General features: G+C 43.6%; 5 protein-coding genes and 1 pseudogene. 5 read left to right on the top strand and 1 reads right to left on the bottom strand.

Going from position 1 to position 5,390, the window contains the following annotated elements:
- Positions 1-14 precede the first annotated feature (14 nt).
- From potA to CAG69_RS10450, 5 genes are all read left to right on the top strand, one after another.
- The gene (gene potA / locus CAG69_RS10470) at positions 15-1,148 is read left to right on the top strand and encodes a spermidine/putrescine ABC transporter ATP-binding protein PotA (protein ID WP_081441240.1); all 1,134 of its coding nucleotides are present in this window, start codon (positions 15-17) and stop codon (positions 1,146-1,148) included.
- Positions 1,129-1,989 carry a spermidine/putrescine ABC transporter permease PotB gene (potB, locus tag CAG69_RS10465; protein ID WP_012841831.1) on the top strand — a complete coding sequence of 287 codons (861 nt, stop codon included), beginning with the start codon at positions 1,129-1,131 and terminating at the stop codon, positions 1,987-1,989. The genes potA and potB overlap by 20 nt, the downstream gene beginning before the upstream one ends.
- On the top strand, positions 1,989-2,759 hold the full coding sequence (gene potC / locus CAG69_RS10460) for a spermidine/putrescine ABC transporter permease PotC (RefSeq protein WP_161444101.1): 771 nt from the start codon (positions 1,989-1,991) through the stop codon (positions 2,757-2,759). The genes potB and potC overlap by 1 nt, the downstream gene beginning before the upstream one ends.
- Positions 2,760-2,865: 106 nt before the next feature.
- Positions 2,866-3,897 (top strand): extracellular solute-binding protein, encoded by a 1,032-nt coding sequence (locus CAG69_RS10455; protein WP_161444099.1) that lies wholly within the window; start codon positions 2,866-2,868, stop codon positions 3,895-3,897.
- Positions 3,898-4,143: 246 nt separating this feature from the next.
- The gene (locus CAG69_RS10450) at positions 4,144-5,181 is read left to right on the top strand and encodes an extracellular solute-binding protein (RefSeq protein WP_161444097.1); all 1,038 of its coding nucleotides are present in this window, start codon (positions 4,144-4,146) and stop codon (positions 5,179-5,181) included.
- A gap of 90 nt (positions 5,182-5,271) precedes the next feature.
- On the opposite strand, the pseudogene CAG69_RS22550 reads toward CAG69_RS10450, so the two are convergent.
- Positions 5,272-5,390: pseudogene (locus CAG69_RS22550) on the bottom strand (NAD-dependent protein deacylase); the annotation flags it as partial.

Raw genomic sequence — 5,390 nt, 5'->3', positions numbered from 1 at the left:
ATCCCAGCTTGAACGTGGGGGAAATACAGACGTTGAACGCAAAACCGCAAGCAGGAAAGCCAGTTATTCGTTTATCTGGTATTAGTAAAAGTTTCGATGGTAAGGAAATCATCGGTAATTTAAATCTGGATGTTAATCATGGTGAGTTTCTGACGATTCTTGGGCCTTCTGGTTGTGGTAAAACGACAGTTTTACGAATGATCGCTGGTTTTGAAGCGGCGGATAACGGTCAAATCATTTTGGATGACCAAGATGTAACACAGGTTCCTGCTGAGCAGAGACACGTCAACACGGTATTTCAAAGTTACGCACTGTTTCCACACATGACCGTATATGAGAATGTCGCTTTTGGTCTTCGTATGCAGAAAACACCTGCAGCAGAGATTGAACCAAGAGTCATGGAAGCATTACGCATGGTTCGTCTAGAAAAAATGGCACAGCGTAAACCGCACCAACTTTCTGGTGGCCAGCAACAGCGTATCGCAATTGCTCGTGCAGTTGTTAATAAACCAAAAGTACTTCTGCTCGATGAATCGCTATCGGCGCTGGACTACAAATTGCGTAAACAAATGCAGATCGAGTTGAAGCAGCTTCAGCGTCAACTTGGTATTACCTTTATCTTTGTGACACACGACCAGGAAGAAGCCCTATCGATGTCAGACCGCATCATCGTGATGCGTGATGGCGTTATAGAACAAGATGGCTCTCCGCGTGAGATTTACGAAGAGCCTAAGAACCTGTTTGTTGCCCGCTTTATTGGTGAGATCAACGTATTCAATGCAACCATGCTAGAGCGCATCGATGACAAACGCATCCGCGCAGAAATTGAAGGTGTTGAATCCGTCGTTTACTACGATAAGGAAGCACAGAAAGGCGACAAACTACAAGTACTACTTCGCCCTGAAGACTTACGTATCGAAGAAATCAAAGAGTCTGAAGAAAAAGGCATTGTAGGTCACGTAACTGAGCGTACTTATAAAGGTATGACGTTAGATTCTGTTATCCAATTGGATTCAGGTATGCGTGTAATGGTAAGCGAGTTCTTTAACGAAGATGATCCTGATGTGGACCACTCACTTGGCCAGAAAGTCGCTATCACTTGGGTTGAGAGCTGGGAGGTAGTACTCAATGATAAGCAAGAAGATTAATCTTCAGAACGCGATCATTGCCTTAATCGTAGGCTGGCTAACACTGTTTGTGTTGGTACCAAACGTAATGATTATTGGTACCAGTTTCTTAACGCGTGATGAAGCAAACTTAATCGAAATGACATTCACTTTCGACAACTACTTGCGTCTGCTGGACCCACTGTATGCGAAAGTGCTGATGCACTCGTTCTACATGGCAATTGTGGCAACGTTGTTGTGTTTAGTCATTGGATACCCGTTTGCTTATATCGTAGCGAAAATGCCTGAAAAATGGCGTCCGTTTATGCTGTTTTTGGTGATCGTACCATTTTGGACGAACTCTTTGATTCGAACTTACGGACTGAAGATTGTTCTCGGTACACAGGGCATTTTGAACAAGTCGCTGATGGCAATGGAAATCATCGACAAGCCGTTGCGTATTATGTATACCGAAACGGCTGTAATGATTGGTCTTGTATATATCCTACTTCCTTTCATGATTCTGCCGCTTTACTCGGCAATCGAGAAGTTGGACAACACTTACATCGAGGCAGCAAAAGACCTCGGTGCGAACAAGCTCCAAACCATTACTAAAGTAATTCTACCTCTGACAATGCCTGGCATTATCGGTGGCTGTTTGTTGGTTCTACTACCTGCGCTGGGTATGTTCTACATCTCAGATCTTCTAGGCGGTGCGAAGAACCTACTGATTGGTAACGTAATTAAGAGCCAAGTATTGAACGCTCGTGATTGGCCATTTGGTGCTGCGACCAGTATCGCCCTCACCTTCGCAATGGCGGTCATGCTTTACGCTTACTACCGAGCAGGAAAATTATTGAATAAGAAAGTGGAGCTAGACTAATGGGACGCACAGTTAGATTTAGCTTTATGGCGTTGGTTTATGCATTTTTGTATCTACCAATCGTTGTACTAATCGTAAATTCATTTAACGCCAATAAATTTGGTATGAAATGGGGTGGTTTCACCACGAAATGGTATGAAACCCTAGTCAACAACGACAGCCTAATGCAGGCTGCATGGCACTCATTGAACGTGGCGGTATTTTCTGCAACAGCGGCTACTATTATTGGTAGCTTAACAGCTGTTGCCCTATTCCGTTACTCGTTCAAAGGCAAAGGCGCTGTAAACGGCATGCTGTTTGTCGTAATGATGTCTCCAGATATTGTCATGGCGATTTCATTACTTGCTCTGTTCCTAGTATTAGGCACACAGCTGGGCTTCTTTACTCTATTGATTGCCCACATCACCTTCTGTTTGCCATTTGTGGTGGTAACCGTATACAGCCGCTTAAATGGCTTCGATGTGAAGATGTTGGAAGCAGCAAAAGATCTTGGCGCAAGTGAATGGGTTATCTTAAAGCAGATCATCCTTCCTCTTGCAAAACCAGCAGTTGCGGCAGGCTGGCTGCTTAGCTTTACCCTGTCTCTGGACGACGTAATTATCAGTTCGTTCGTAACAGGTCCAACGTATGAAATCCTACCATTGAAAATTTACTCGATGGTTAAGGTGGGTATTTCACCGGAAGTGAATGCTCTTGCAACGGTCATGTTGGTGGTTTCTTTAATTCTTGTCGTAATTTCTCAGTTGCTCGCAAGAGAAAAAGTGAAGTAAAATCCACATCCGTTAACATCACGAAACAGAATGGTTACATGCCATTCTGTTTTTCTATCTACCGTCCAAAATGATTTGGACAACGTTTGGTTTGGAGCTAACGTCAATGAAAAAATGGGCTACTCTATTAGCTGGTAGTGCATGTGCGCTTTCTCTGTTCTCTGGTACAGCGACAGCGGATGATAAAGAACTAGTATTTATGAACTGGGGTCCTTACATCAACAGTAATATCCTAGAGCAATTTACTAAAGAAACTGGCATCAAAGTGATCTACTCGACTTACGAGTCGAACGAAACTTTGTATGCAAAGCTAAAAACCCATAACCAAGGTTATGACCTAGTAGTACCTTCAACGTACTTCGTGGCGAAGATGCGTGACGAAGGCATGCTACAAAAGATCGATAAGACTAAGCTGAAAAACTTCGGCAACCTAGATAAAAACTACCTAGACAAGCCTTACGATCCAAATAACGACTACTCTATTCCACACGTTGTTGCGATTACAGGCCTAGCGGTTAACGCAGACATGTACGACCCAAAAGACTTCCAAAGCTGGGCTGACCTATGGAAGCCTGAGCTTGAAGGTCAAGTAATGTTGATGGACGACACTCGTGAAGTATTCCATATCGCTCTACGTAAACTTGGCTACTCAGGTAACTCAAAAGACCCTAAGCAAATCGATGAAGCGTACGCTGAGCTACAAAAGTTGATGCCTAACGTTTTAGTTTTCAACTCTGACAACCCTGGCGCACCTTACATGTCTGGTGAAGTGGGCGTTGGTATGCTTTGGAACGGTAGCGCTGCAGCCGCGCAAAATGAAGGCCTGAACCTTAAACTCGTTTTTCCTAAAGAAGGCGGTATCGGCTGGGTTGATAACTTCGCTATCTCTTCCGGTGCGAAGAACGTAGAAGCCGCTCACAAGATGATCGACTTCCTACTGCGCCCAGAAATCGCAGAGCAAATCTCTCGTGATACTGGCTACCTAACGGCGGTGGAGGAATCGAATGCTAAGTTTAAAGACGTTGCCCCACTATTCCCTTCTCAAGAAGATCTTGATCGAGTGGAATGGCAAGATGCGGTTGGTGATCTAACCGTTAAGTACGAAGATTATTTCCTCAAGCTGAAAGCGGGACAATAATCTAGCTTGTGTAACAAGTCATCGACTAAAAGAAAATAGGCAGCAATACGCTGCCTATTTTTGTAATTGACTGATATAATTATGCGTTGCTAGGTTTATCGGCTCGATGTCTAGTTTTATCTTCTCACAAAGCGGAGATACAGCCCTCGAGCTAAATAAACAGATTTGTGCTTACTGCGATTTGGATCAACTTGATAACTCCAGCTAGTATTGACTTGTCCAATCGCGAAACAAAACGGAAAACAAATGAAAAGTAAATTCTACGCAAGCGCTCTATGTGCAGCGACGCTCATCGCTACCCCTGCAATGGCTGCTGATCAAGAACTGTATTTCTACAACTGGTCGGAATACATTCCAAACGAAGTTCTTGAAGACTTTACAAAAGAAACTGGAATCAAAGTTATTTACTCTACATATGAATCTAACGAGAGTATGTACGCAAAACTTAAAACCCAAGGTTCTGGTTACGACTTGGTAGTACCGTCTACCTATTTCGTCTCTAAAATGCGTAAAGAAAGCATGCTGCAACAGATCGACAAAGAGAAATTGTCTCATTTTGCCGATCTTGATACTAACTTCCTTAACAAGCCGTTCGATCCGAACAACAACTACTCTATCCCATACATTTGGGGTGCGACCGGTATTGGTATCAATGCTGACATGCTAGACAAGTCATCGGTTTCTAAATGGGATGATTTCTGGGATAGCAAGTGGGAGGGTCAACTAATGCTGATGGATGATTCTCGCGAAGTATTCCACATTGCATTGACTAAGCTTGGTTACTCACCAAACACGACTAACCCAGAAGAAATCAAAGCCGCTTACGAAGAACTGAAAAAGCTAATGCCAAACGTATTAGTATTTAACTCAGACTTTCCTGCAAACCCTTACCTTGCGGGTGAAGTTTCACTAGGCATGCTTTGGAACGGTTCTGCATACATGGCTCGTCAAGAAGGCGCGAACATCGACATCATCTGGCCAGAAAAAGGCACTATCTTCTGGATGGACAGCCTAGCTATTCCAACTGGCGCGAAGAACGTTGACGCCGCTCATAAGATGATCGATTTCCTACTACGTCCTGAGAACGCAGCTAAGATTGCACTAGAGATTGGTTACCCTACTCCAGTTAAAACGGCACACGATCTGCTACCGAAAGAATTTGCTAATGATCCAAGCATCTTCCCACCACAAGAAGTGATGGACAGCGGTACTTGGCAAGATGAAGTTGGCGAAGCGAGCGTAATGTACGATGAGTACTTCCAAAAACTAAAAGTGAACAACTAATTCGTTAGTTTTAAAGATATGAAAAAGCGGCTCATGAGCCGCTTTTTTTGTTCTTAATGACAAGACAAAAGCTCTCCTCTGTGAGAATTATTACGCTCTTTCTTTTCCTTCTAGAGCCAGTATCTCGTCAACTAATTTTGGAACCTCGACGCTTGCTTTTCCGTAGCGTTTTTCCTCAAATTCACTTTCTACCGCACTAGGCTCAAGGT

Origin of the sequence: Vibrio sp. V43_P6S15P86 (genome assembly GCF_009904725.1) — a bacterium.
Classification (GTDB): Bacteria; Pseudomonadota; Gammaproteobacteria; order Enterobacterales; family Vibrionaceae; genus Vibrio; species Vibrio diabolicus.
Note: the sequence above shows the minus strand (reverse complement) of the source record. Positions and strands in the feature narration are given on the sequence as shown.